Genomic DNA, 24,006 nt, shown 5'->3' on the forward strand with positions numbered 1-24,006 from the left:
ACAAGACGCCCCGCACATCTGCGTCTCCTGGGGTGGATCGCACAACGGCACCTGCTGGACCAGCAGTTGGAGCGTTGCGTAGCAATTTCCTGACGGACCATCACCCGGATCGTGTCGTGTTCTGTAACCTTTCGATGCTGTGCGTGGGGGAGCCAGCACAGTGAACGCCGGGGAGGGCCCAAGTGAGCGTCCACGAGGCGCGGCGCGGCAGCGGACAGGCGGTGCGGATCGAGGACGAGGACGAACAACGCCGGTTGCCTGTTTACCATCTCGTCGGTCTGGCGGCCGGGGGCGTCTTCGGGTCGGGCTGGCTGGTGGGCGCGCAGAAGGCGTACGAGCAGGCCGGTTCCAGCGCCTGGCTGGCTTGGCTGGTCGGCGGCGGGCTGATGCTGGTGGTGGCCTGGGTCATGGTCGAACTGAGCAGTGCCGCGCCCAAGACCGGCGGGCTGATCTTCCTGCCCCTGCAGAGCAGTGGACCGCTGGTGGCGACCGTGATCGCCGCCGGGCTGTGGATCTTCTACGCGATCAACTCGGCCAGCGAGGCCCTGGCGATGACCCAGGGCCTGTCCTGGAAGCTCCCCGGGCTGCTCGTCGACCACCGGCTCACCCTCGTGGGCTGGGGGTACACGCTGGCCTTCATGGTGCTGATATGTGCGGTCAACCTGATTGCACCGCGGCTCCTGTTCCGCTTCTCCACCGCCCTGACCCTGGCGAAGGTCGCCGTCCCGGTCCTGGCCGTCGCGCTGCTGCTCACCCACGGCGCGCAGCGCGGCATCCTGCCGTCGGCCGCCGATCCCCGCGGGCACGGCGGCAGTGCGGTGCTGGCCGCCGTGGTGAACAGCGGCGTGATCTACGCCTACGTGGGTTTCCAGGCGCCACTCGAATTCGCCGGGAACGTCAAGCGGCGCGGGATCGGCGAGGCGGCCCGGCTGCGCTGGGCGGTCTTCGGGACGATAGTCGGCTCGACCGCCCTGTACATCGCGCTGCAGGTGGTCTTCGGCCGGTACCAGACGCACTGGCAGCCGCCGGGGTCCCCCTCGCACCAGGCCGTGGACGGGTCCGAGTCGCCCTTCGTCGACTTCGCGTTCGCCGCCGACCTGAACGTTCTGGGGTGGCTGCTCAGGATCGACGCCGTGGCCTCGCCGTTCGGCGCCGGCCTCGTCTTCGGACAGGCCGTGACCCGCGAGGTCGCCGCGCTCAGCCGGGCCCACCTCACGCACCGGGGCCTGCAGAGCGCCCGCAGGGCCTCGCTGCGACAGCGTTACGACGTCTACTGGCTGATCCTGCTGGCCGACTTCTTCATCGGGGCGATCGTGCTGTGGCTGGCCGGCGGGAGCTGGGCCCCGCTGACCGCCGTCACCGGGGTCCTGACGCTGATCATCTACGCCTTCCCCGGGGTGGTCCTGGTCTCGCTGCGGAGCAAGCTGGGCCGACACTCCTTGCGACGGCGCACCGTCCACGAGGGGCTGGCCCGGGTGAGTTTCACGCTGATCGCGCTGATCCTCTACGGCGCGGGCTGGGCAAGCATGTGGCGCTCCATGGCCTCGCTCGCCGGCGGCAGCGCCCTGCTGCTGATACTCCCCGTCCTCTCGCGCCGACTCCCGTTCCTCGGACGGATCTACGACGCCAAGGAGCACGTCACGCTTCTGCGCCACTGGCGCACCAGCGCGGCGGCCCGGGCGGCGATCTGGCTGACCGCCTACCTGGCCGCGCTGATGCTGCTGACGCTGCTGGGCAACTCCTCGGTCGGGACGCACCAGGAGTTCGCGGTGGGCGTGCTGGTGGCCGCCCTGGCGCTCGGCGCCTTCGAGATCCTGGTCAGGACCTCGCGCCAGCACATGGGGCAGGAGGCCCCGCTGCTGCCGGCGCCGACGCCCGCCCCCGACCTAACGAAGTGAGCGGACGACTTCCGCCGCCTCCGGGTCGTAACCCTTCTCCCGCAGCAACTCGACCGCGTTCTCCCGGGCGTGGGTGTCGGCCCAGCGGCCCACCGTGGCGCGCAGCAGGAAGAGCCTGCGGTCCGCCGGCAGCGTGCTGTCGGGCTCGCGCAGCCGGGCGACGACGGCCGCCACGTCCTGGTGGCTGATGCGCTGCTCGTTCTCCAGGCAGCGCTCCAGCAGGTCCCAGCCGTCGCGCCCCGCGTCCCGGGCGTAGAGGCGGACCGCGATCTCCGCAATGACCAGTGCCGACCCCTCGGACCAGCTGCCCGGGTCGGAGGGGTCGGCCAACTCCTTGAGGGCGAGGAAGACAGCGTCCGAGCGCCCGTCGACGCGCAGCCTCGTGACGTAGTCGACGAACAGGGCGGGGTCGGCACCGTCGCCGAGCACGTGCGCGGTGAGCTTGCCCGCGGTCCTGCGCGCCACCCGGTAGCGGTCGCTGGTGCGCTCGACCCGGCCGAGCAGCTCGGCCAGTTCGATCCCCGAGCGACCCTCGACCTGTTCGGCCGCGGCGATCCACAGCAGTCGCCGGCACTCCGCCTCGGCGTTGAAGTTCGCCAACACCTTGTCCAGGTCGGCCACCCTCGACCGCGGCCGGGGTCCGGTGGCCCCTCCGACTCCGGCGGCGACGACGTCGGCGAGGAGGTCCTTGGTGGTCCGGGTGAGGATCTGGGAGCGGTGCCAGGCGATGACGAGCTCGGCGAGCTCGTCGTTGCTGCTCCGGGCCGCGGCATGCCGGCGGATCTCGTCGCACTTCTCGGGCCGCTCCGTCGCCAACTGGCCGCATATCTCGACGATGTCATGCCGGGACAACCGGGCGCCGACGTGTTCGACCAGGGTGTCGGGGCTGCCCGTCTCGCTGGCGATCAGCCGGGCGACGATCCGCCTGGTCGTGATCACCTGCTCCGGGTCGGCCAGTTGGGCATCGACCCAGTTCTCCAGGATCTGCTCGGCCGGGCTGAGCTGGTAGAGCGCCCCGACCAGGTCGTGGAACTCGGCCGGGTCGGTGTCCGCCGCCTGCGTCGAACCGTGCCGGTCGATCGTGGACAGGGTCTGCAGGAGCAGCTTGCCGGCCTCCGGGTCGCAGCCCTGGTCGCGCAGCAGGATGTAGAGCAGCGCCTTGTCGAGATTGGTCCGTCCGGAGCTCGGCCGGGTGAAGACGCGCAGCGTCTTGTCCACCGGCCCCTGAGCCCGCCGGCACTCCCGGACGAAGACAGCGACGTCCGGCGCGGTCCGCTGGCAGGCGACGTCGTGCACGATGCCGTCGGTCAGCGGTGTACCCCGCCCCGCTGCGCCGCGCCCCTCGGCCTCCCACTGCTTGCACGCGAGCTCCGCCGCCTGTTCGGCGCTGCGGCACAGGGCCGCGGTCGCCAGCATGTTGACGGAGTCCCAGTAGTTGAGGCGGTCCCGCGCGGGGAGGGCCGGGCCGGCCGCGGGCATCGACGTCGAGGCCGCCGTGAGCAGATCGTCGATGGAGCGACTGACGGCGAACACGTGCAGGAGGCGGATCGCGGTGGCGGGCTGCGCCCCGTCGTCGTTGGCCGCGCCCAGCCGGATGGCCTGCATGCGGCGCACGAAGCTCTCGATCGAGCAGGTGGTCACCCACCCGTAGCCGAGGGTCGAGGGGCGCTCCGGGCCGCCCCCGGCGGCCTCGCCCGGCAGACTGCCGCTCATGTGCGCGGCGCCCGCTCCACCCGGTTCCAGTACCGGGCGAAGGTCTCGGCCTCCTGGAACCGCGTGTTCGCCTTCTCGTCGAGGTGGCGCGCGAGGGACTGACTGGCGTCGTCGGGCCTCCTGCTCAGCGTGCCGACGATGTCCCCGACCATCCGCTCGTCCCCGAACAGCACGTCGAGCAAGTAGTCCTGATCGAGCATCAGATGCCGGATCCAGTCCTCGGCGCTGGCCGGCACCTGGCTCTGATCCCGCAGCCGGCGCTCCATCCGGTTGGTGAACAGCGGGGTGCCGTCCCGGGCGTCGTTGAGCAGCATGCCCGGCGCCTGGTGCGCGCAGCCCTCCATCTCCCGCCGCACCGCCTCGCGCAACAGGCCGATGGTCAGCCGGTCCTTGTGGTCCTTGGTGCCGCCCTCCAGGACGCGCAGCAGGTGTCCGCTGAACGGTGTGCACCGGTCCAGCGGTGCGGGCAGGCTCGAACAGCCCTCGGCGTCGGCGGCCCTGACGTTCCTGACGGCCGTGAAGACGCAGCTGCCCTCGTCCCGCCGGCCCAACACCCCGGGCAGGACCGGCGCCTCGTCCCCTCCGCTCAGGATCGGCAGCATGTTGGAGTAGCAGCAGTCGGCTATCAGGACCTTCAGCCGCGCCTTGGCCTTGCGCATGGCGCGGTAGAGGTACCAACTGGAGAGCCAGGTCCACGGCTTGTCCTTGTACGAGGACCCCACCGAGAAGTGGACCTGGCCGCCCGGCACGTCGCTCCAGTACTGGCCGTGGCCGACGTAGACCACCAGCAGGACGTCCTCGGGCCCGGTCGCGTCCGCGGCCCCCTGCAACGCCCGCATGACGTCGTCCGCGGTCCGCGCCTGCTCGCCGACCAGGACGCGGTAGCTCTCCGGGCCCCACATCGCGTCGCCGGCCAGGGCATGCCCGTACATCAGGGCGCTCGCGCGGATCGTGGGGTGGCCCGGCAGGCCCGAGTCCTCGGCGTACTCGCCCGGTCCGATCACCAACGCCCGGGAGGCCATCTCAGCCGTCCCGCTCCTGCGCACCCGTCGCCTCGGTGTCGGGCAGGGCCTGCACGTCGACCGCTGCGTCCGGCCGGTCGAGCCGCTCCTCGCGCCAGCGCTCGACGACCTGTTTCACCCGCTCCAGCACCGCCTCGAAGGCCAGCTCGGCCGTCTTGCTCACGACGGCCACCAGCAGGATCTCCACCAGGCCACCGCTGAGGACCTTGCCCTCGTCGACCGGCTCCTCGCGCCAGCCGAGGCCCGTCTGCGCAGCCAGCTCCTCCAGCAGCCGGGACGCGTCGTCCAGCCCCAGCGACCCCTTGAGCGACACCGAAATCCTGGTCCCCACGCCCGCCCCCAGCCAGCCGCCAACCCTTGCGCCCAGCGTACCCGGCCCAACGGTCGGACACCCGGGAGTCACTGACGAACAGTCAGTCGAAATCGGCGGTTGGCCGGGCCGGGCCGGCCGCGTGGGTGGGCGAGCGGGTGCCGCTCCCCCACCCGCGTGCGTCTCAGCCGACCGCGCAGCGGGGCAGCCTGTCACCCTCGCCGCTGCCCCGGGAACGGGCCGCCGTCGGCTTGTTGACCGAGGCGCAGCCCGAGGGCACCGATGCGCTCTCCACCGCCCCGCCTCCGCCTCGGTTCCTTCATGTCCAGGACCCGACAACATCTCCTGGCAAAACCGCCACACCCCCACTCCTGGACCCGCGCAACGCCGGGCCGCACTCCACCGGCGCGCCCCGAGCCACACCACCCGAACAAGCTCTGCCTCACCCGCGCACCGGCAACGCCGCCGCGCCCGCAACCCACCGCCCCCTCCCCCACCACCGACCCCAACCGCACCGGGCCGTTCGCCACCTGGCAGCCCCGCCGAACACTTCCGCGCGGCGCGCCGGCCGGTGAACGACGAGACCGCTGGGGTCACCTTCCGGCTGGGGGTCTTCGCCGTTGGGAAGGACCCACCACGCCATGTCACTGCCGACGATCCTCGACGTCCCCACCGGGGGGCCGACCGCTTGCCGGGCGTCTGCCCATGCGGTGCCACCTCCCGGGGAGCGTCCGCACTCCGTGCGAGGTCAGCGGAAGGCCCCCGCCCGGGCAGCGGCTTCGGCCGCCGCGGCAGCGCGGTCGGCGGCGGCCTCGTCCAGGGGTTCGGCCGTGGTGAGCATCCGGTAGTAGAGCGGTGCGGAGACGGCCCGGACGACCTCGAACGGGTCGGTGCCGGCCGGGAGTTCGCCCCGTTCGACGGCCTCGGTCACGCAGGGGGCCCATTCCGCCACCCGGACCCGGTAGAAGCGGTGCAGCGCCTCGGCGGCGGCCGGGTCGCAGGCGGCGCCGACCAGCACGGCCCGGAAGAGGGCGCCCTGCCGGGGGTCGGCCAGGGTGCGCTGGACGAGGCGCGCGTTGGCGCGCAGGTCCTCGTGCAGCGAGCCGGTGCGGGCGCGCGGCAGCGACTGTTCGGCCATGTCGGCGAGCACCTCGGCGAGCAGTGCGCCGACGGTTCCCCAGCGCCGGTAGACGGTGGTGCGCCCGACCTCGGCGCGCCGGGCGACGTCGCCCAGGTCGAGCCCGGCGAAGCCGACCTCGACGAGCGCGTTCTCGGCGGCGCGCAGCACGGCGGAGCGGACGCGGGCGGTGCGGCCGCCGGGTCGCTGTATGCCGGTGGGGGTCGGTGAAGCCATTAACGGGACTCCTGTTCCATTAGTGCGGTGCGGCGTGTTACGGTCCTCCCATCTTAACGGCACAGCAGTCCCGTTAGCGAAGGAGACCCCTCATGGAGTACCGCCGCCTCGGCGCATCCGGCCTCGTCGTCCCCGCCCTCTCCCTGGGCACCGGCACCTTCGGCGGCAGCGGTCCGCTGTTCAGCAACTGGGGCACCACCGACGCCCAGGAGGCCCGCCGCCTGCTCGACATCGCGATCGACGCCGGGCTGACCATGTTCGACTCCGCCGACGTCTACTCCGACGGCGCGTCGGAAGAAGTCCTCGGCCAGGCCATCAAGGGCCGCCGCGACCAGGTGCTGATCTCCACCAAGGCCGGACTGCCCACCGGTGACGGCCCGCTGGACGCCGGCACCTCCCGGGCCCGGCTCACCACCGCCGTCGACGCCGCGCTGCGCCGGCTCGGCACCGACTACATCGACCTGTTCCAGCTGCACGCCTTCGACGCCGGCACGCCGGTCGACGAAGTACTGGCCACCCTGGACGACCTGGTGCGCGCCGGGAAGATCCGCTACACCGGCGCCTCCAACTTCGCTGGCTGGGAGCTGATGAAGTCACTGGACGCCGCCGACCGGCACGGCCGTCCCCGCTACGTCGCACACCAGGTCTACTACTCCCTGATCGGCCGCGACTACGAGTGGGAGCTGATGCCGCTCGCCCACGACCAGGGTGTCGGCGCCATGGTGTGGAGCCCGCTCGGCTGGGGCCGCCTCACCGGCCGGATCCGCCGCGACGCCCCGCTCCCCGCCGACAGCCGCCTGCACGCCACTGCGGACTACGGCCCGCCGGTGGACGAGGAGTTGCTGTACGACGTGGTGGACGTGCTGAGCGCGATCGCCGAGGAGACCGGCCGCACCGTCCCGCAGGTCGCGATCAACTGGCTGCTGCGCCGGCCCACCGTCTCCTCGGTCATCATCGGCGCCCGCAACGAGGAGCAGCTCCGGCAGAACCTCGACGCGGTCGGCTGGGAACTGACGCCGGACCAGGTCGCCCGGCTGGACGCCGCCAGCCTCCGCACCGCGCCGTACCCCTACCACCCCTACCGCCGCCAGGAGGGCTTCGCCCGGCTCAACCCGCCGCTGGCGGGCTGAGGTTCGGCGGAGGAAGCCGCGCCGGGCCGGGCACGGCCGGCGGGAGCGACTCCGCGGTCGCCCGCCGGTGCGACGGCCCGGCCGCCGGAGGGGCGACGCCCCTGCGCGCCCGGGGTTCCACCCGTCGGGCCCGCCGCTTCATCCGGGCGGCGGAATGCCCGAAACCGTTACCCCCGAAGGTCGTTGTTCCTGCACATCCGCCACTGCACGAACCGGGACATCGGGAGATCTCCACCATGAAGACCGCTTTCCGTGGCACCCTCCTGGCGTCCGCCCCGCTGATCGCCGCGATGCCGCTGATCGTCGACACCTCCGCCCGCGTGCACCCCTCCGTCCCCACCACCGACGCCACCTGCGTCCTGCACAGCCACGGGCCCCACGCCGCCACCGCCAAGGGCGGCGGCAGCAAGCTCCCGGCCCCCGACACCCTGGCGACGACCGGAACCGTCACCTGCGTGGACCCGGCCGGCGCCCCCGTGGCCTCCGGCGCCTTCGAACGAACCACCCCCAGGCCGGCCTCGAAGTGCACCGGCCACGAACGCGAAGCCCCGTCCACCACCACCGTCCACTGGCACGACGGAACCACCTCCACCGTCCACTTCGACAAGTCCGACATCGACCGGGCGAACGGCACCGCCTCCCTGGTCGCCAGCGGCGAAGTCACAGCCGACAGCGACCACTTCGCAACCGACACCGTCAAGGCCGTGGGCACCAGCACAGGCCCCGGCTGCGACGCCCCGGCCGGCAAGACCGCCCTCGACTCCACCCTGGTGCTCCGCCTCATCCACTGAACGGCTCCTGAACAACCCCGCCGTCCAACGCCCGACACGGATGCATACCCCCAGCCGTCGCCGCCCGCCCAACGGCTTGCCCGGCCAGCGGATTGCCCGGCCACCGGTCGGCGCCCGTGCGTCGGGTTCGGCTCAGTTCGGGGACTCGGCCCGTTTGACGGCCTTTGCTGCCAGGAGGTGCATGTCCGTGGCGGTGAAGGGGCCGGACTGGGTGACGCTGAGGTGGATGAGGAGCTTTCCGCGCCTGATGTAGAGCTTGCTCCAGGACGTGTTGCCGAAGTGTGCCGTGTAGTACTTCACTTCGTCGCCGAGGTCGCGGAAGGCGGTCGTGTCCTGTTCCTCCGGGTTGTCCATCAGCTTGTTGAGTTCGCTGATCAGGTCGGGGAATTCGGCGGTGGCCTGTTCGGCGCTCTCCTCGCGGTGGAGTTGCTCGTCGAGGGTCTCCAGGCCGCCGTTCCGGCCTCGGAAGCTGGTGCCGAGGATCTTGGGGTTGTCCTCGCACGGAACGGACGGGAAGGCGCCGTTGAATCCCTGCGGCAGGTCCTGCGCGGTGATGAGGAGGCGGCAGAGTCCCTCCGCCGGGGCACCGTTGGCCGACGGGGTCGATGCGGAGACCCCGACCGGGTGGGCGCGGTCGCTCCCGGCGGCGCAGCCGGATCCGAGCAGGATCACCGCGGCTGCCAGGACGGCCGCTCCGGGCCTGCGGATTCGCCGGTCATTCAGCCGATCGCTCAGCCGGTCGTTCAGCCGGTCGTTCAGCCGGTCGTTCATGAGCCCCCCATAGCTGTCGACAACCGCCGATGACCGTCGATGATTCGGTCGCGGAGCATAACAGCAACGCCCGCGCAGGTGAGGGCTCCTCGAGGCTCGTTCGCCCTCCAACCACCGCGTTCGGGCCCGGAGTTGCCTGGCCTCGGCCGCCGGTCGGGCCGCCGGCTCGCCGGTCCGCCGCAGCAGGTAGCGAACGGGTCGCCCGGGGCGCCGGGGGTGATCCGGGCTCCGTACACCTCGCACCCGCCCACGGTGACCGCCCGCGCGTCGACGTCGGCATCGGCGTCGGCGAGTGGTTGACCCTCTCCTGGCGTCAGGGTTCAGCATGGGGGCGTTCGGAAGGGAGATCGGGTGTGGCTGAGCAGGGCGGCGTGACGTATTCGGTGGGGCAGGTGGCGGGGTTCGCGGGGGTGACGGTGCGAACGTTGCACTATTACGACCGGGAGGGGCTGCTCTCGCCGAGTGAGCGAAGCGCGGCGGGCTACCGGCGGTACAACGACCGGGATTTGGCGCGACTTCAACAGATTCTGTTCTACCGGGAGCTCGACTTCCCGATCGAGGAGATCCGCAGCATCCTGACCGACCCGCACGCCACCGCGCTCGGCCAGTTGCGCGAGCGGCACCGTCAACTCAACGAGCAGATCAGCAAGTTGCAGCGAATGGTGGAGGTCGCCGAGCAGGCCATCGAGATGGAACGGACGGGCGTCCGGCTCTCGCCGGAGGAGCGGTTCGACATCTTCGGCGAGGTCCGGTGGGACCTGAGCTATGCGACGGACGCGCAGGTGAAGTGGGCGGACAGTGCGCGGCAGCGGGAGTCGATGGCGCGGGCGGCCCGGCACAGCAAGGAGGACTGGCGGCAGTTGATGGCCGAATCGGCGGCCTGGCGGCGGGAGTTGATCGCGGCGTTCGAGGACGGCCGGGCGGCCGACGACGAGCGGGCGATGGATCTGGCGGAGCAGCACCGGGCGCATGTGGAGCGGTGGTTCACGCCGTGTCCGCCGGAGGTGCACCGGGTGATCGCGGAGGACTACCTGACCGATCCGCGGGCGTTCGCGATGCTCGTGCCGCCGTCCGAGCAGTTGCCCGGGCTGGCGCAGTTCCTGCACGCCGCGGTCGGGGCCAACGCCCGTCGCCTCATGGAGGGTTGAGAACGGATGCGGATTCTGGTCACGGCGGCGGGGTCGCACGGCGACGTCGCGCCGTACACGGGGCTCGGTGTGCGGTTGGCGCAGGCGGGGCACGAGGTCGCGCTGGCGACGCACGGCAGCTACGCGGGGATGGTGGAGCGGTGCGGGCTGGAGTTCCGGCCGCTGCCGGGCGACCCCCGGGGGAACGGCCCCGACGAGGCCGGGGGCAAGGGCGGGATGCTGCGCCGGGCGAAGGAGTTCGTCGGGGAGTTGGGGCGCGGGATCGCGGAGGTGGCGGAGCCGGGGGCGGACGTGCTGCTGCTGTCCACGTCGACGGCGCCGCTGGGGTGGCACGTGGCGGAGGCGCTGGGGGTGGCCAGTGCGGGGGTGTATCTCCAACCGGTGGAGCCCACCGGCGAGTTCGGGCCGGTGGTGGGCGGCGCCAGGTCGCTCGGCCGGTGGGGGAACCGGACGGCGGGGCGGGCCGCGCTGGGGGTGGTGGACCGGCTCCACCGGGATGCCGTCGCGGAGTTGCGGGCCCGGCTCGATCTGCCGCCGCTGTCCGGGCCGGCGATGCGCCGCCGGCTGGTGAGCGAGCAGTGGCCGGCGCTGCACGGGTTCAGCGCCGCGCTGGTGCGCCGCCCGGCGGACTGGCGGGCGGGGCTGGACGTGGTGGGCAACTGGTGGCCGGCCGGGACGGGTGAACTCCCGGCCGAGGTCGAGGAGTTCCTCGCGGCCGGACCGGCGCCGGTGTTCGTCGGCTTCGGCAGCATGGGCGCGGGCCAGGGCGAACGCCTGGGCCGGATCGCGGTGGAGGCGCTGCGGGCGGCCGGGCAGCGGGGGGTGCTCCAGGCCGGCTGGGCGGGTCTGGCGGCGGACGGCGCCGACGTACTGACGGTCGGGCAGCTCGACCACGCCGCCCTGTTCCCGCGGATGGCGGCCGTCGTCCACCACGCGGGCGCGGGCACCGCGGCGGCCGCACTCCGGGCCGGCGCACCGTCCGTCCCGGTGCCGGTGACGGCTGATCAGCCGTTCTGGGCGCGGCGGTTGACGGCGATCGGCGCGGCGGTGGCGCCGATCCCGTTCGGCGATCTCACGGCGGAGCGCCTGGCCGCCGCGATCCGGTCGGCGGTCGCCGAGCCGTCCCCCCGCGAGTTCGCGGCCGCGGCGGCCGCCCGCATGGCGAAGGAGGACGGCGCGGGCCGCGTGGTGGACCTGGTCGCCCGCGTGACGCGACACACCGGCACCTGAGCCGACACACGCCGGCCCCGCCGGCACCTGAGCCGCCACGGGCCGCCCCACCGGCAACCGACACCGACAGAGCGGTCCGGCGGGGCCGCCCCGGTGCAGGTCAGCCGTCGGAGTAGCTGAGGTCGCCGACCGACCAGGCGCTGATGTCGCCGATGGCGATGCGGTACATGCCGCCGGTGTACGGGAGGCCGAAATCGCCCTGGAGGATCTTCGCCCGGTGCAGGTGCAGGTGGGTGGGGCGGGCCGGGGGGCCTTCGGGGGGTGGGGCGAACAGGGCGGCGAAGGGCTTCAGGTGGTCGGAGGCCTGGAGGACGTCGGCCACGCGCTCCCACCACAGGGCCACCGGGGCCAGCCTGCCGGTGATCACGGCGCCGGGGACGACCACCGTGAGGGACATCTGGTTGCTGTGCTCGGACTCGACCATCGCGGCGATGTCGACGAGCAGCCCATCGGGGTTCGACATGCTGCCCAGCGTAGGGCCTGTCCCCGCAGCGATCCGGCTTTCCGGGCCGTGCCGGGAAGCCCGCCGGCCGCACCCGACGGATACCGGCCACCGAACTCAGAGGATTCTCAGAGGATGGATCTCTTGGCCGATCCTCTGACGCCGCGTCAGAATTGTCGGCGCTTCGACAAGTGGAGCGGGTCCGAACCGGACGGCCCGCCCCGATGTTCCGGTGGGCTCCCAGCACCCGGTCACTATCGGTTTCTCGTCCCCACACGAGGAGTTTCACATGTTCGAAGAGCTGTCCCGGCTCGCCGATCGCACCCGCCCCACGGTGCTCGGCCTGGCCCGGATCGTCGTCTCGCTGCTGTTCGCCTGCCACGGCGCGGCCACCCTGTTCGGGGTGCTCGGCGGCCCGCACGGCAAGGCCCCGCAGGTCGGGGAGTGGCCGGGCTGGTGGGCCGCGCTGATCCAACTGGCGGGCGGCATCCTGGTGTTGGCGGGCATCGCGGTCCGCCCGGCGGCGCTGGTGTGCTCGGGCTCGATGGCGTACGCGTACTTCAGCGTGCACCAGGAGCACGCCCTGTGGCCGATCCAGAACGGCGGCGAGCCGGCCGCCATGTTCTGCTGGGCGTTCCTGCTGATCGCCGCCGTCGGGCCGGGCGGCCTGGCGCTGGGCTCCCTGCTGCGCCGCCGCACGTCGGCCGCCGTCGCGGCCTGACCGCCTCCCACGCAGCCCGCGCAGGGCCCGCCGAAAGCCTCCCCCGGGGCCGCCGGCGGGCCCTGGCAGTGCGCATCGTCCCAGGTCAAGGGCCGAACGTCCCGGTTCCGGACGGCCGAACAGTCCATGATCAACTCGTCTACGCGGGTGGTTAACCTGGCGTTCATGGAGTACATCAGCAGCGGCGCTCCGCGCCCCCGCACCGCCACCCCCACCACTGCCGGCGCCTACGACGAGGACGCATTCAGCCCGGAGTACGATCGACTGCTCGCCCGCCACCACGCGATGCGTCTGCGTCGCAGCATCCTCGCCCCGCCCGGGCGGTCGTCCGCCCCGCAGGGGCCGGCGGTGGAGCTGCCGGAACCCGGCGACCGGGACTTGATCCTCCATCACCTCGCACCGCTGCTGCCGTTCGACGCCCTGATCGAGGTGCTGTACGACGCGATGTTCGTCCGGCGGCCGTACCTGCGACGGCTGTTCCCGGAGTCGATGGAGTTCCAGCGCCAGCACCTGGCGCACATGTTCCAGCACCTGATCGACCACCTCGACCGGCCGGCCGAACTCGGCGTCAGGCTGCGGGCGTTGGGTGCGGACCACCGCAAGCTCGGGGTGTGGCCGGCGCACTACGAGGCGTTCGAGGAGTCCCTGATCAGCGCGCTGCGGGTGCGCGGCGGGCGGATGTGGACCGAGCAGGTCGAGACGGCCTGGGTGCGGATGCTGCGGTTCGCGGTGGCGGCGATGGTCGCGGGCGCGGAGGGCGCGGCCACCGAACCGCCGTTCTGGCACGGCGAGGTGATCGGCCACGAGCGCCGTCGCCCCGACCTGGCGGTGCTGCGGGTGCGCACCGGCGAGCCCTACCCGTACCGGGCAGGCCAGTACGCGGCGTTGGAGTCGCCGCTGCTGCCGCACACCTGGCGGACGTACTCGGTGGCGTGCGCGCCGCGCGAGGACCGGGTGCTGGAGTTCCACGTCCGCCGGACCTCGCCGGGCGGGGTGAGCGCCGCGCTGGTGGACGGCACCGGCGTCGGCGACCAGATCCGGGTGGGGCCGCCGCGCGGCTCGCTCTCGCTGGACCTCGACGGGTCGGACGTGCACCGCGATCTGCTGCTGGTCGGCGGCGGCACGGGGCTGGCGCCGATGAAGGCCCTGGCGGAGGAGTTCGCGGCGGCGCACCGGGCCCGCGGCCGACGGGTGCGGCTGGTGGTCGCGGCGCGCGGCCGCGAGGAGCTGTACGACTGGCCGGCGCTGGTCGAACTCGCCGCCAACCGCTCCTGGTTGGAGCTGACCCCGATGCTCGGCCCGGACCTGGAGGGGCTGGCCGCACTGCTCCGCGGCCACCAGAGCCTGCCGGGGCTGGCACTGCTCAGCGGGCCGTCCGGGATGGTCGCCGGCGCGCGTTCGATGCTGCTGGACGCAGGCGTGCCGGACGACCGGATCCGCTACGACGGCTCGACCGGCGCCTCGCGGTAGCCACCGACCACCGCGGCCGGCCACCCGAAACCTCGGGGCCACCGGAATCGCCGGTCGCCCGTACCGCCGGTCGGCCAAGTCACCGGCCGTCCGTATCACCGGTCGGCCAAGTCACCGGCCGTCCGAATCGCCGGTCGGCCGTACCGCCGGTCGGCCAAGTCACCGGTCTGCGGGCCGGGCGGCCGACCGGTCTGCGGGCCGGCCCGCGGGCCGCTCCGCCCGTCGCTGCGCGGGACCGTCCGCCGCCCGCGCCGCCGTCAGGCCCCGGCGAACGGGGCCGTTCGGCCCTACCGCCGCGGTTTCCGGCTTGGGGACAGTGACACCCAGGTCAACAGGTCAGCGTTGTCTGTGTCCGGTCCGCACTCGGCGGGCCGGTCGGTTGGGCGTGGGTGCCCGGAGAGGCCGAGGGATGGAATCCGACGAGGTCATGCTGGCTGTCCGGCTCACCACCGCCGATCGGACGTTGCTGCGGCGGTTGGCGCACGGGCACCGCGGCGACGTGTCCGAGGTGGTGGCGGACGCCCTGCTGGACGTACTGCCCTCCGTTCTCACCGGGGGCACACCCCAACTCGCCGACGAACTACGGAGGTTCGCGCCCTGCGCGGTGACGGTCTGGCTGCCGCCGGAGCTCGCCGAGCTGCTCCCGGCGCTGGCCGACCGGATGACGGACCTGAGCGGCGTTCGCCCCGGCACCCCGTGCGCGGCACTGGGCGCAGCGGTCCGGCTGTGGCTGCGCCAGGACCCGGCCCGGCTGATGGCGGGCCTGCGCACGCTGCACGGCACGGATGCTCGCTGCCACCACCCGCAGCCCGTCGCACAACCCGTCGCTGCCTGAACCCGTCCGCCCGCCCCGGCGCGCCGCCACCTGCCTGCGGCGCGCTTCGGCGTCCCCTCCCCCAGGGCTGCCGCCGACCCCCGTCGCCTCCCCGTCCGCCTCCCCGTCGCCGACCTGCCGCCTCCCCCTCGCCCCCCTTCCGTCGACCCGTCGCCGACCTGCCGCCGGCCCTTCCGTCGATCCATCACCGACCCTTCCGCTTCCCCCTCGCCGACCTGCCACCGGCCCTTCCGCCGGCCCTTCCGTCGACGCCCCGCCGACGCCCCGCCGACGCCCCCGTCCGCGCCTTCGTCGCCGCCCCGTCCGCGCCTTCGTCGATGGTCCCGTCGCCGCCCCTTCCGCCGACGGCTCCGCGCAAAAAGGTGCTCCGACCTGGTGGTCCGTCAGTCCCTGTCGGTCCGGGGCCGTTCGGCGCGGAAGGGCCCGTGGACCGGGGACGCCCGGCTGCCGGGGGCGGGACCATCGGCCCTGGGGTGGGGACCCGTCCACGAACGAGCATGGATCGCCGCCGCTCGGCGGGGGTGCTCCACTCCCCGGAGGCACCTCGCGGACCGGGCGGTCCGGCACTGCGCCGCCGCCCGGTTCCGATCGTCGCCGGTCTCCTGTCATGGCAGGTGACGGTCCGTCGGGCGGTGGCGCCACCAGGTTCGGCAAGGACGAAGGAGGGCGGCCGATGGCTGCCATCGAGGCGAGTCGGGACGCGGCCGAGGCCGCACCCCGACGCACACCGGGCAGCGCGATAGTGCGGATGCTCACCACAACCGATCACAAGACGATCGGCACGATGTATCTGGTCAGCGCATTCGCGTTCTTCCTGATCGGCGGCGTGCTGGCGTTGGTGATGCGGGCGGAGCTGGCCCGCCCGGGGACGCAGATCCTCTCCAACGAGCAGTTCAACCAGGCGTTCACCATGCACGGCTCGGTGATGCTGCTGCTGTTCGCGATGCCGCTGTTCACCGGCTTCGCCAACTGGATCATGCCGCTGCAGATCGGCGCGCCCGACGTGGCGTTCCCGCGGCTGAACATGCTGTCGTACTGGATGTTCATGTTCGGCTCGCTGATCGCGGCGGCCGGCTTCCTCACCCCGCAGGGCGCGGCCGACTTCGGCTGGTTCGCGTATGCGCCGCTGTCCGACGCCATCCACTCCCCCGGCGTCGGCGCCGACATGTGGATCATGGGTGTGGCGTTCAGCGGCTTCGGCAGCGTGCTGGGCGCGGTCAACTTCATCACCACGATCATCTGCATGCGCGCGCCCGGCATGACCATGTTCCGGATGTCGATCTTCGCCTGGAACGTGCTGCTGACCTCGCTGCTCGTCCTGATGGTCTTCCCGGTGCTGGCGGCCGCGCTGCTCGCCCTGGAGATGGACCGCAAGTTCGGGTCGCACGTCTTCGACCCGGCCAACGGTGGCGCCATGCTGTGGCAGCACCTGTTCTGGTTCTTCGGTCACCCCGAGGTGTACATCCTGGCGCTGCCGTTCTTCGGCATCGTCTCGGAGATCATCCCGGTGTTCAGCCGCAAGCCGATGTTCGGCTACTCGGGCCTGATCGCCGCGACCATCGCGATCGCCGGTCTGTCGGTCACCGTGTGGGCGCACCACATGTACGTCACCGGCCAGGTCCTGCTGCCGTTCTTCTCGTTCATGACCTTCCTGATCGCGGTCCCGACCGGTGTGAAGTTCTTCAACTGGGTCGGCACCATGTGGAAGGGCTCACTGTCCTTCGAGACGCCGATGCTGTGGGCGACCGGCTTCCTGGTCACCTTCCTGTTCGGCGGCCTGACGGGCGTGCTGCTGGCCGCGCCGGTGCTGGACTTCCACGTCTCCGACTCGTACTTCGTCGTCGCGCACTTCCACTACACGCTGTTCGGCACCGTGGTGTACGCGATGTTCGCCGGCTTCCACTTCTGGTGGCCGAAGTTCACCGGCAAGATGCTGGACGAGCGCCTCGGCAAGATCACCTTCTGGACGCTGACCGTCGGCTTCCACACCACCTTCCTGGTCCAGCACTGGCTGGGCGCCGAAGGCATGCCGCGCCGCTACGCCGACTACCTGGCCGCGGACGGCTTCACCACCCTCAACATGATCTCCACCGTCGGCTCGTTCCTGCTCGGCCTGTCGATCCTGCCGTTCCTCTACAACGTCTGGAAGACCGCCAAGTACGCGCCCAAGGTCAAGGAGGACGACCCGTGGGGCTGGGGCCGCTCGCTGGAGTGGGCGACCTCCTGCCCGCCGCCGCGGCACAACTTCAGCAAGCTGCCGAAGGTCCGCTCGGAGTCCCCCGCGTTCGACCTGCACCACCCGGAGATCGCCGCGCTGGACTACCTGGAGAACCACGGCACGCCGGCGCCGCACCTCGGTGACGTCACCCCGGCCAAGCTCTCCCTGCCGGAGCGCGAACGCCGCCGGATGGCCGCGTCCTCGTCCGAGGACTGACCGGTCCGACCGCCCGCCGTCGTCCCGCCGCGGACCGACGGTTCATCGACCGCCGTCCCCGCCCCGCCGTTTCTCCCGGTCCGGGCGGGGCGGGGACGGCACCCCTCAGCTCTGGAGACCCGCCATGGCCCACCCCGTCCTGGCCCTCGGCACCGCCGCACTCACCGCCGCCGGCAGCGCCTGGTACCTGCCCGCGCTGCTCGACCTGCGGGCCGGCGCGGACCGCCCGCGCGCCGCCCGCCTCGCCGCCACCGGCTGCCTGCTCTGGTGGAGCGGCCTGGCCGCCGCCGCGCTGCTGCTCACCACCCCGCTCAGCTGGCACGTTCCGCTCGGCGCAGCGCTCACCGGCGCGCTGTCGGGGCTGGCGCTGCGGGTCCTGGCCGTCTCCGAGCGGCGCGCCGACCGGCGCGAGCAGGATCGCGCCTGGGGCGTCTCGCCGTACGAGCTGCCCACCGTCCGGGGTGTGCGGCCGTCCGCCGCCGCCGTCGGCTGGGTGACCGGCGGGCTCGCGGTGACCGCGGCGACCGCCGCCGCGACCCTGCTGGCGGGACGCCCGGGGCCGGCCGGCTCCGCGGTGGTGACGGTCGCCGGATCCGTCGGACTGTGCCTGCTGATCCTGCTGGTCGCCCTGAACCGCACCCGCCCGCACTGACCTCGCCCTCTCCCCCTTTCCCCGGAGGAAGCACAGCCATGGACGTCGCCGAGTCGATCACCCTGCACCCGGCCGGCCTGCCGGGCGAGGCTGCCGCGCTGGCCCGGACCCGGGTCACCGCCGTCGTGCAGGACGCCTCCGCGCTGGTCGAAGCCGTCCGGATCCGCCTGGCCGGCGCGCCGGGACGGGTGCTCGCCCAGGTCAACGCCGAGGTGGACGGGCGCCGGGTCCGGGTCCAGCTGGCCGCGCGCGGCATCGGCGAGGCCGCCGACCGGCTGGCCGAGGGGCTGTGCCAGCGCATCCGGACCGTCTCCTCCAGCTGGCGGCCGCGGCCCTGGCCCTGCGCGGGCGACCGTGCGGTCGGCGTGCCGGCGACCGGCAGCGAACGCATCGTCCGGGTCAAGTCGGCGCCGCTGGTGTGGTGTTCGCCCGACGCGGCGGTCCGCACCCTGGACGCCATGGACTACGACATCCACCTGTTCACCGATCCGGCCACCGAGACCGACGCCGTCGTCCACCGGGTCGGCCCCACCGGCTACCGGCTAGCCCGCACCCTCCCGGCCGCCCCGCCGCAGCGGCCCGCCACGCCGCTCACCCTCAGCCCGCACCCGGTCCCCGCCCTGACCGACCGTCAGGCCGCAGCCCGGCTCACGGCCGCCGAGCTCCCCTACCTGTTCTTCTCCGACCCCGTCACCCACCGCGGCCGTCTGCTCTACCGCCGCCTCGACGGAGACCTCGCGCTGGTCGTCCCGGCCGGCTGAAAACCCCTGGTGAGCGGCCCGCTATTGTCTGACCTCATGCAGCAGCGGGTGACGATTCACCAGGTCCGCACCGGGCCGGCCGAGTACCGGGTGATCCGGGCCGCCGACGGGCCCGGGCGGATCGCGCTGTACGACCGCCACCACATCCTCGACATGTTCGTGGACCGCGACGGCCTGTCCCGGCTGACCTCGCTGTGGTCACTGGCCACCCGCTCCGCGCACTCGCTGGTCCATCTCCCGCTGCGCGACCGGCCCGGCCCGGTCGACTTCCCGGACGAGTACCCGGCGGTCGCCCTGGACCTCCTCCTGGTCCATCACAGCCTCCAGTTCCGCCCCGCCGACTGGAAGCCCCTGCGCGCCCGCCTCGGCCCCGGCCGCCCCCACACCACCCGCACACCGGACCCGGACTTCCCCGCCGAGTACCCCACCGCCCGCCGCCACGGCCACGACCACCTGCGCTTCGACCGCACTGCCCGCACCCTCGTCATCACCGGCAGCCCCACCGCCTTCCGCCACGAGGGCACCGGCCTCCGCACCCTCCTCACCGAGGCCCCCGCTGCCCACCACACCTGGCCCGCCACCCACCAATGCACCGACCTCGACGCCGGCCCCCCGCCCAAGTACCCCACCCCCCACTCCCCCGTCCCCGGCCGCATCCACGTCCAGTACTGCCCGGACTGGCTGCTCTGACGAGCAGCAACTCCCACCCGACGAATGGACGTTGGCAAGCGTCATCGGCTGGCTTCGACTCGACCCCCAGCCACGTCGGGAACGTACGGTAGCGTCCCGCAAAGGTGCCTGCCTGAGTGGGCATGCGATGAACCGGGGGTGCGCTGGTGGTACCGCGGGCGGGCGGCGAGACCGACAAGTTCGGCCTCCGTTATGAGGGTGCGTGGACGGTCAGGCACGCGCTGTACGTGCTGCTGGGTATGGGAACCTCGATCACTCTGGAGCCGGGGCCCTCCTTGGGCGACGGCATCGAGTTCGTCTACCGTCTCGACGGTGCGACCCAGGTCCACCAGGTCAAGCGACAGAACCGGAATGCGAACAGTTGGAACGTCGCATCCCTCCGGGACAAGGAGATCTGGAGCAACCTGCGGTCGCACGTCGACAGCGGCCGGGCATTCCACTTCATCTCGACAGTCCCGGCCCGCGCGATCGACGAGCTGACCGACCGGGCCCGCCGCTCGGACGACTTCGCAACCTTCGAGGCCGAGTGGCTGACGGACGGACTTCGGGGCCCGTTCTCCGCTCTGGCCGGCACTGACATCTACGGCTCGGCAGCCACCGCTTGGCGAATGCTGCGTGGGCTGTGGATCGAATGGCACAACGAGCGGGATGTCGTCGACATCAACGCGGTCCTTGCCGAGCAGATCCTGGCCGGGGCTCCCGGCCGCCTCGCGGCCACTGGGCTCGGCGACCTCCTGCTGAACAACCTCGGCACCACACTCGATGCCCAGACCATCACCGCACGTCTCGGCCAGTACGGGCTGCGGCTGGTCAGCCGGTCGGACAATACCGAGGTGACCAGTGCGGTCGGCCTCACGACACACCAGTGGGCCCGCACCGTCGAACGCGGCCTGCTCAAACCCGTCATCCCCCGGGACGAAGCCGACCGGCTGGTGGCCCAGGTCATGGATGACGCCCGACAGCTCATCGTGCTGACGGGCGGTGCAGGCAGCGGAAAGTCCTCGGTCGTACACCAGGCCTTCGAGGCGTTCACCCGGCAGGGCACTCCGGTTCTCGCGTTCCGCCTGGACCGGATCGACCCGTTCAAGTCGACCACCGAACTTGGGCAGTGCATCGGGTTGCCCATCTCCCCGGTCGGTGCCCTCGGCACCGTCGCAGCCGGCCGACCGTGTGTCCTGATCGTGGATCAGCTCGATGCCGTCAGCATGGCCTCCGGCCGCATCCCGGAGAACTTCGACGCGGTCGCCGAGCTCGTCGACGAAGCGACCGTCCATCCTGCCATGCGCGTTGTGCTGGTCTGCCGGGAGTTCGACGCCGAGGCCGACCCGCGAATCCGCAGCCTCACCGCCTCCGACCGCTCGTCGCACCTGCCGGTCAGCGCGCTCTCCGACGCCCAGATCGACACCGCCCTCACCGGTATGGGTCTGGACATCTCTCGGATCACACCGTCCCAACGTGCCCTGCTGCGTCGGCCCCTGCACCTGGTTCTGCTCACACACGTTGCGAATCAACAGGGTGCTCTTGCAACGTTCACGTCCACGCGACAACTCTTCGACGGATTCTGGGAAACCAAACGCCAGCTGTGCACGCACCGCAAGCAGTCCGTGCGCTTCCACGAAGCGATCGCCACTGTCGTCGCCGCCATGAGCAGTCGGCAGCGACTGTCCGCGCCGGAGAGCGTACTCGACACGGACGACCTCGCCATGAGCAAGGACGTGCTGCTGTCCGAGCAGATCTTCGTACACGACGGGCGGCAGCTGGCGTTCTTCCACGAGAGCTTCTTCGACTACGCCTTCGCCCGTGATTGGCTCCGGCGCGACGAGACTCTGGCCGGTTTTCTCACCGGCGGAGAGCAGGAGCTCTTCCGCCGGGGACAGGTACGGCAGGTCCTCGACCACCTGCGGGACCAGGACCCGGAACGGTTCGCCGAGGAGATCGAGGCGCTCCTCAGCAGCCCCGGTGTCCGCTATCACATCAAGGAGGTCGTTCTGGCCGTGCTCCGCGGGCTGGAGAACCCCACCTCCCGCGAGTGGGCTGCCGTGGCCGGCGTGTTGAAGTCCCGGCCTGCGTTCCATGACCAGTTGGTGGACGCCGTGACGAACACGGCCTGGTTCCGTCGGGCGGACGACGAGGGGGCTGTCGATGCCTGGTTGACGAGTGCGGACACCCGAGAACGGGACTGGGCAATTCGGTTGATGGCCTCAGCTGCCGACACCCTTCAGGAGCGCGTCGGCCAACTTCTGGAATCGCACACCGCGCACCCGCAGTTCGGCACCTGGCTGATCCGGATCCTCCGGTTCGCCCGCCTTTCCGGCAGCCGCTTGCTCTTTGAGCTCGTACGCGACGCTGCGCGGACGAGTCTCCTCACCGCGGACGACGACATCCTGTGGATGTCGGCACTGGATCTGGCGGCCGAACGGCCCGCTTGGGCTGTTGAGTTGATCGGCGCCCTGGTGGCCGAGTGCCGGGACGCGCTCCGACTGGATGACCACGGCCGACTCGCCGTTCTGACCCTTCGTGACCACGACGCACTTGAGGCCGTCACCACCTCTGCGAGGGACGCTCCCGAGGAGTTCTGCGCTCGGATGCTGCCTGTGCTCCTGAACGCAATGTCCACAACCGCTTTGCCGCAGATGCCGGGCGGCCCCCTCTACGACAGCCACTTCTCATTCCGCAGCTTCCTCGACCAACCCGGCGACCTGGGCGAAGCCCTGTACCGAGGTGCGGCCACTGCCCTGCGGATTGTGGCGATCGACAATCCGGACCGGGTTCGTGAACTCGTGTCAGACCTGGCTGACGCTCCGTACCATTCCGCGAACCGGCTCCTCTACCAGGCGCTGAGCGCAGCAGGACCCGCACTTGCCTCGTGGTCCGCCAGGATTCTGTTGGAAGGGCCGCATCGGTTCTTCGTCGGCTACGTGTCCAATGTCTCCTGGGCTGCACGCGAACTCATTCTCGCCATCGGCGACGCACTGCCCGACGAAACCTTCGCGGAACTGGAGGCGGCGATCATCCATCTGCGGCTCCCAACGGACGGCACGTTGTCGCCCTGGCACGAATTCACGCTGCTGACCGCACTCCCGGAGGAACGGCTCTCCGAGCGGGCACGGCGTCGCCTCGGCGAACTCCGCAGGCAACACGGCAACCGGCAGCAACCGGAAGCACCGCGCACGGCGACCGTCCATGCCGTCACGTCACCGATCCCGCTGCAGGCAGCCCACCGAATGAGTGACGACCAATGGCTGGCCGCCATGAAGAAGCACAGCCAGGACCGTATCGACTGGTCGACCGGCAGCGGCGGCCCCAGAGAACTGTCCCACGTGCTGCGGAACATGACTCAGACGAATCCCAGGAGGTTCGCACGCCTCGCACTGCGGATCGACGCCGCCGCACACCCCGCCTACGGAGCCGCGATCCTGCTCGGTCTGGGCCACGCGGAGCCGCACGACGATCCCGAGGAGGTCTTCGCGACGGTCCGCCATTTCGCCCGCATGGCACGAGTCGATCACGACCGCTGGCTGGGATGGGCGTTCCGGAAATACCTCACCAGTGTCCCTCTCGACCTGGTGGAGGTTCTACTGGATCGGGCCCTCAGCTCCGGCCATCCCGCTGTGACCGACCGGGAGGTCCAGGAAGTCACGGACAAAGACCTGCTGACCGTGGGAATCAATACTGCGCGCGGCAGCGCCGCCGAATCCCTGGCGGACACGCTCGTCCACGACCCCGGCGGTTCCCGGGCCGCGCTGGTGATTCCTCACCTGAACAGGCTCGCCGCCGACCCGTCGCCTGCAGTTCGCGTATGCGTAGCGAATGTGCTGCATGCCGTCGTACACCACGATCGCACCGCAGCGGAACAGGCGTTCGAGGTACTGGTTCGGGCACCCGATTCACTCTTGGCCGCCGGTCCCGTGTTCCGGCTCTTCCTGACCCTGTGCCACGGAGACGTGAGGGCAGGCGGGCCGGTGATCGAGCGAATGCTGCACTCTCCCGTCCCGGAGGTGCGCCGGGCCGGCGGCCGGGCCGCCGCGCTGGCTGCGATGGAATGGGAGACGACCGACCTGTTGGCGGCGGTCCTCGCCGAGAACGACGGAGCCCAGTTGCAGGGCGCCGCGGACGTCTGCGCCCAACGCCTGCTGAACACCGGGAACGCGGCGCTCGCGCACCACGCTCTCGTCCAGTTCTTCCACCATCCGGAGAAGGAGGTACGCGAGGCGGCCGCCGCTGTCGCCGCTGCACTGCGGGGACACCGCTTGGGACCGGTCCACCGGACGTTGACCGCGCTGATCGAGTCTCGTGCCTTCGAAGCCGCGCCGACCCAGCTGCTGATCACTCTACGAGAGGCTCCCGATCGGGTCGACGATCTGATTCTGGGATGTGTGCGACGCTTCCTGAAGGTTTTCGGCGCAGCCTCGTCAGATCTGCGGACCCGCGAGGCCGCCGGCGCGCGCCATGTCGGAAGGCTACTGGTCCGCTCCCACGCCCAGGCCACTTCCCCGGCGCACCGCTCCGAGATTCTGGACCTCCTGGACCAGTTGCTGCTCCTGGGCACCTACGGGGTTTCCGAGGCGGTCGCCAGCGCGGACCGCGACTGATCGCACGCTCCCACACGCCCCGGCGCACGTCTCCACGGGGCG

At 71.8% G+C, this 24,006-nt stretch carries 19 protein-coding genes; 13 read left to right on the plus strand and 6 right to left on the minus strand.

Annotated features, from left to right (window positions below; genetic code table 11):
* The first annotated feature begins 182 nt into the window (after window positions 1-182).
* Window positions 183-1,898, plus strand: a complete 1,716-nt coding sequence (locus ACIQF6_RS34745) for an APC family permease (protein WP_400902516.1) — start codon at window positions 183-185, stop codon at window positions 1,896-1,898.
* Here ACIQF6_RS34745 and ACIQF6_RS34750 read toward each other — a convergent pair.
* The 4 genes from ACIQF6_RS34750 to ACIQF6_RS34765 form a co-directional block, all read right to left on the minus strand.
* A complete protein-coding gene (locus ACIQF6_RS34750; protein WP_400902519.1) occupies window positions 1,887-3,611 on the minus strand; it encodes a hypothetical protein in 1,725 nt (574 codons plus the stop codon). The two genes, ACIQF6_RS34745 and ACIQF6_RS34750, sit on opposite strands and share 12 nt — an antisense overlap.
* A complete protein-coding gene (locus ACIQF6_RS34755) occupies window positions 3,608-4,633 on the minus strand; it encodes a hypothetical protein (protein ID WP_400902522.1) in 1,026 nt (341 codons plus the stop codon). Before ACIQF6_RS34755 ends, ACIQF6_RS34750 begins: the two co-directional genes overlap by 4 nt.
* Window position 4,634: 1 nt before the next feature.
* Complete coding sequence (locus tag ACIQF6_RS34760) at window positions 4,635-4,964, minus strand: hypothetical protein (protein ID WP_400902525.1); 330 nt, start codon at window positions 4,962-4,964, stop codon at window positions 4,635-4,637.
* A 727-nt stretch (window positions 4,965-5,691) separates the two neighbouring features.
* Entirely contained in the window at window positions 5,692-6,297 is a 606-nt protein-coding gene (locus ACIQF6_RS34765; protein ID WP_400902528.1) for a TetR/AcrR family transcriptional regulator, read from the minus strand.
* Between the two features lie 92 nt (window positions 6,298-6,389).
* Between ACIQF6_RS34765 and ACIQF6_RS34770 the strand changes: the two genes are divergently transcribed.
* Together ACIQF6_RS34770 and ACIQF6_RS34775 are read left to right on the plus strand one after the other, a co-directional pair.
* Window positions 6,390-7,427 (plus strand): aldo/keto reductase, encoded by a 1,038-nt coding sequence (locus tag ACIQF6_RS34770; protein ID WP_400902531.1) that lies wholly within the window; start codon window positions 6,390-6,392, stop codon window positions 7,425-7,427.
* A 236-nt stretch (window positions 7,428-7,663) separates the two neighbouring features.
* Complete coding sequence (locus ACIQF6_RS34775) at window positions 7,664-8,218, plus strand: hypothetical protein (RefSeq protein WP_400902533.1); 555 nt, start codon at window positions 7,664-7,666, stop codon at window positions 8,216-8,218.
* 132 nt (window positions 8,219-8,350) lie between these two features.
* Here the strand turns inward: ACIQF6_RS34775 and ACIQF6_RS34780 are convergent, their stop codons facing one another.
* On the minus strand, window positions 8,351-8,989 hold the full coding sequence (locus ACIQF6_RS34780; RefSeq protein WP_400902536.1) for a hypothetical protein: 639 nt from the start codon (window positions 8,987-8,989) through the stop codon (window positions 8,351-8,353).
* A gap of 371 nt (window positions 8,990-9,360) precedes the next feature.
* Here ACIQF6_RS34780 and ACIQF6_RS34785 point away from each other — a divergent pair, with 371 nt between their 5' ends.
* Together ACIQF6_RS34785 and ACIQF6_RS34790 are read left to right on the plus strand one after the other, a co-directional pair.
* Window positions 9,361-10,137 (plus strand): MerR family transcriptional regulator, encoded by a 777-nt coding sequence (locus tag ACIQF6_RS34785; protein WP_400902585.1) that lies wholly within the window; start codon window positions 9,361-9,363, stop codon window positions 10,135-10,137.
* A 6-nt stretch (window positions 10,138-10,143) separates the two neighbouring features.
* The gene (locus ACIQF6_RS34790) at window positions 10,144-11,367 is read left to right on the plus strand and encodes a glycosyltransferase (protein ID WP_400902539.1); all 1,224 of its coding nucleotides are present in this window, start codon (window positions 10,144-10,146) and stop codon (window positions 11,365-11,367) included.
* 100 nt (window positions 11,368-11,467) lie between these two features.
* Here the strand turns inward: ACIQF6_RS34790 and ACIQF6_RS34795 are convergent, their stop codons facing one another.
* Window positions 11,468-11,830, minus strand: coding sequence for a hypothetical protein (locus tag ACIQF6_RS34795; protein ID WP_400902541.1), 363 nt, complete (start codon window positions 11,828-11,830; stop codon window positions 11,468-11,470).
* A 268-nt stretch (window positions 11,831-12,098) separates the two neighbouring features.
* Here ACIQF6_RS34795 and ACIQF6_RS34800 point away from each other — a divergent pair, with 268 nt between their 5' ends.
* From ACIQF6_RS34800 to ACIQF6_RS34835, 8 genes are all read left to right on the plus strand, one after another.
* Complete coding sequence (locus tag ACIQF6_RS34800; RefSeq protein ID WP_400902543.1) at window positions 12,099-12,530, plus strand: DoxX family protein; 432 nt, start codon at window positions 12,099-12,101, stop codon at window positions 12,528-12,530.
* Between the two features lie 165 nt (window positions 12,531-12,695).
* The gene (locus tag ACIQF6_RS34805) at window positions 12,696-14,000 is read left to right on the plus strand and encodes a globin domain-containing protein (protein WP_400902546.1); all 1,305 of its coding nucleotides are present in this window, start codon (window positions 12,696-12,698) and stop codon (window positions 13,998-14,000) included.
* A gap of 409 nt (window positions 14,001-14,409) precedes the next feature.
* Window positions 14,410-14,835: a hypothetical protein gene (locus tag ACIQF6_RS34810; RefSeq protein ID WP_400902549.1), complete on the plus strand. Its 426-nt coding sequence runs from the start codon at window positions 14,410-14,412 to the stop codon at window positions 14,833-14,835.
* Window positions 14,836-15,508: 673 nt separating this feature from the next.
* Entirely contained in the window at window positions 15,509-17,269 is a 1,761-nt protein-coding gene (gene ctaD, locus ACIQF6_RS34815; protein WP_400902552.1) for a cytochrome c oxidase subunit I, read from the plus strand.
* 124 nt (window positions 17,270-17,393) lie between these two features.
* Complete coding sequence (locus ACIQF6_RS34820; protein WP_400902555.1) at window positions 17,394-17,921, plus strand: hypothetical protein; 528 nt, start codon at window positions 17,394-17,396, stop codon at window positions 17,919-17,921.
* Window positions 17,922-17,959: 38 nt separating this feature from the next.
* Window positions 17,960-18,682, plus strand: coding sequence for a sigma 54 modulation/S30EA ribosomal C-terminal domain-containing protein (locus ACIQF6_RS34825; protein WP_400902558.1), 723 nt, complete (start codon window positions 17,960-17,962; stop codon window positions 18,680-18,682).
* 48 nt (window positions 18,683-18,730) lie between these two features.
* Window positions 18,731-19,372, plus strand: a complete 642-nt coding sequence (locus tag ACIQF6_RS34830; protein ID WP_400902560.1) for a hypothetical protein — start codon at window positions 18,731-18,733, stop codon at window positions 19,370-19,372.
* A gap of 146 nt (window positions 19,373-19,518) precedes the next feature.
* Window positions 19,519-23,964: an NACHT domain-containing protein gene (locus ACIQF6_RS34835; RefSeq protein WP_400902563.1), complete on the plus strand. Its 4,446-nt coding sequence runs from the start codon at window positions 19,519-19,521 to the stop codon at window positions 23,962-23,964.
* Window positions 23,965-24,006: the final 42 nt, after the last annotated feature.

Origin of the sequence: Kitasatospora sp. NPDC092948, from assembly GCF_044754805.1 — a bacterium.
Classification (GTDB): Bacteria; Actinomycetota; Actinomycetes; order Streptomycetales; family Streptomycetaceae; genus Kitasatospora.

Coding starts and splice junctions, on each gene's coding strand:
- ACIQF6_RS34750 (WP_400902519.1), bottom strand. CDS start 3,611: ATGAGCGGCAGTCTGCCGGGCGAGGCCGCCGGGGGCGGCCCGGAGCGC.
- ACIQF6_RS34755 (WP_400902522.1), bottom strand. CDS start 4,633: ATGGCCTCCCGGGCGTTGGTGATCGGACCGGGCGAGTACGCCGAGGAC.
- ACIQF6_RS34765 (WP_400902528.1), bottom strand. CDS start 6,297: ATGGCTTCACCGACCCCCACCGGCATACAGCGACCCGGCGGCCGCACC.
- ACIQF6_RS34770 (WP_400902531.1), top strand. CDS start 6,390: ATGGAGTACCGCCGCCTCGGCGCATCCGGCCTCGTCGTCCCCGCCCTC.
- ACIQF6_RS34775 (WP_400902533.1), top strand. CDS start 7,664: ATGAAGACCGCTTTCCGTGGCACCCTCCTGGCGTCCGCCCCGCTGATC.
- ACIQF6_RS34780 (WP_400902536.1), bottom strand. CDS start 8,989: ATGAACGACCGGCTGAACGACCGGCTGAACGACCGGCTGAGCGATCGG.
- ACIQF6_RS34790 (WP_400902539.1), top strand. CDS start 10,144: ATGCGGATTCTGGTCACGGCGGCGGGGTCGCACGGCGACGTCGCGCCG.
- ACIQF6_RS34795 (WP_400902541.1), bottom strand. CDS start 11,830: ATGTCGAACCCCGATGGGCTGCTCGTCGACATCGCCGCGATGGTCGAG.
- ACIQF6_RS34800 (WP_400902543.1), top strand. CDS start 12,099: ATGTTCGAAGAGCTGTCCCGGCTCGCCGATCGCACCCGCCCCACGGTG.
- ACIQF6_RS34805 (WP_400902546.1), top strand. CDS start 12,696: ATGGAGTACATCAGCAGCGGCGCTCCGCGCCCCCGCACCGCCACCCCC.
- ACIQF6_RS34810 (WP_400902549.1), top strand. CDS start 14,410: ATGGAATCCGACGAGGTCATGCTGGCTGTCCGGCTCACCACCGCCGAT.
- ctaD (WP_400902552.1), top strand. CDS start 15,509: ATGGCTGCCATCGAGGCGAGTCGGGACGCGGCCGAGGCCGCACCCCGA.
- ACIQF6_RS34820 (WP_400902555.1), top strand. CDS start 17,394: ATGGCCCACCCCGTCCTGGCCCTCGGCACCGCCGCACTCACCGCCGCC.
- ACIQF6_RS34825 (WP_400902558.1), top strand. CDS start 17,960: ATGGACGTCGCCGAGTCGATCACCCTGCACCCGGCCGGCCTGCCGGGC.